The sequence below is a fragment of the Roseateles sp. genome (assembly GCF_036404855.1).
Taxonomy (GTDB): Bacteria; Pseudomonadota; Gammaproteobacteria; order Burkholderiales; family Burkholderiaceae_C; genus Pelomonas.
The window spans coordinates 1-1,599 of sequence record NZ_DASWYS010000135.1 but is presented as its reverse complement, the minus strand read 5'-3'; the positions used below and the strand labels follow the sequence as shown (position 1 = coordinate 1,599).

The window sequence follows — 1,599 nt, the reverse complement described above, 5'->3', positions numbered from 1 at the left end:
ACCGTGGCCCTGGTCCGCGCCGCCGGGGGCCGTGCCGCCGCGGTGGCGGCCGACCTGGCCGACGCCGGGGCCCGCGCCAGCCTGCTGGGGGAGGCCGCCAGGCCCTTCGGGCCGGTGACGGTGCTGGTGAACAATGCTGCGGCCAACCCGGCCTATGCCCCGCCCAGCCGCATCGACCTGGCGGCGCGGCAGGCCGGCTTCGAGATCAACTTCCACGCCCCGGTGGACCTCTGCCAGCAGGCACTGCCGGCCATGAAGGCGGCCGGCTGGGGCCGTATCGTCAATCTCAGCAGCGAGATGGCGCAGCAGCCGCCGATCCCCTACCCCGGCCCCGCCAAGCTGGTGCACGGCCTGGCGGTCTACGGCGCCGCCAAGGCCGCGCTGGAGCGCTACACCCTGGGCCTGGCCGCCGAACTGCATGGCAGCGGCATCACCGCCAACGCGCTGCTGCCGGTGAAGATCGCGCTCAGCGAGAGTGCCGAGGCGGTGGCGCGCCAGGTCGGCGCCACCAACCCGCATTGGGTGGAACCGCTGGAGATGATGGCGGAGGCGGCCTGGCTGCTGGTCGCCGGACGCTACAACGGGCTGGTGACCAACAGCCGCACGATGCTGCAGCTGGCGCAGAGCCCGCTGCACGCACTGGATGGACGCACGGTGATCGGCGACGCACTGTCGCTGGCCAACTTCGCATAAACAACAAACCTACGAGAGGAGAAGACCGATGTCCCGACTGCAAGGCAAGGTGGCGATCGTCACGGGCGGCGCCCGCGGCATGGGCGGCGCAACCTCGCGCCTGTTCGCGCAGGAAGGAGCCCAGGTGGTGATCGCCGACCTGCTGGAGGACGAGGGCCGCAAGCTGGCGCAGGAGCTGGGGCCGAACGCCCTGTTCGTGCGCCACGACGTCAGCGACGAGGCCAGCTGGCAGAACCTGATCGAGCAGACGGTGAAGACCTACGGCGAGCCCAGCGTGCTGGTCAACAATGCCGGCGTGCTGCTGTTCCGCACGATCCAGGAAACCAGCAAGGCCGACTTCGAGCGCGTCATCGACATCAACCTGGTCGGCAGCTTCCTGGGCGTGAAGCACGTGGGCGCGCGCATGATCGCGCAGGGCCGCGGCGCCATCGTCAACATCTCGTCCACCGACGGCATGAAGGGTGCCAACGGCCTGGGCGCCTATTGCTCCAGCAAGTGGGGCATCCGCGGCCTGACCCGCGCCGCGGCGATGGAGTACGGCCACAAGGGCGTGCGCGTGAACTCGGTGCACCCGGGCGGCATCGACACCGCCATGGGCAACCCGTATGCCGAGGCCAAGGAAGAAGTCAACAAGCGCTACACCTTCGTGCCGCTGCAGCGGGTCGGCGAGCCGGTGGAAGTGGCGCGTGCCTCGCTGTTCCTGGCCAGCGACGATTCGTCGTATCTCTGCGGTGCCGAGATCGCGGTGGATGGCGGCATGCTGACGGGGACGTACTACGTGGGATTCCCGGGAGCCCCCGGCGTCTGATCCGGGTTCGTAGGAGCGGCCGTTGGCCGCTCCTACGCGAAATCGATGGTCCACCTGTAGGAGCCAGCTTGCTGGCGACCGCGAGCCCTGCGGTCGCC

At 69.8% G+C, this 1,599-nt stretch carries 2 protein-coding genes; both read left to right on the top strand.

Features of this window, described 5'->3' with window-relative positions:
- Positions 1-693, top strand: a 693-nt coding sequence (locus VGF12_RS09200) for an SDR family oxidoreductase (protein ID WP_331175739.1), incomplete at its 5' end; no start/stop codon positions are given.
- A gap of 28 nt (positions 694-721) precedes the next feature.
- Positions 722-1,501, top strand: coding sequence for a glucose 1-dehydrogenase (locus tag VGF12_RS09195; RefSeq protein WP_331175738.1), 780 nt, complete (start codon positions 722-724; stop codon positions 1,499-1,501).
- Positions 1,502-1,599 lie beyond the last annotated feature (98 nt).

Excerpts from the sequence above, each read along its gene's own strand:
- VGF12_RS09195 (WP_331175738.1), top strand. The coding sequence starts at position 722 with ATGTCCCGACTGCAAGGCAAGGTGGCGATCGTCACGGGCGGCGCCCGC.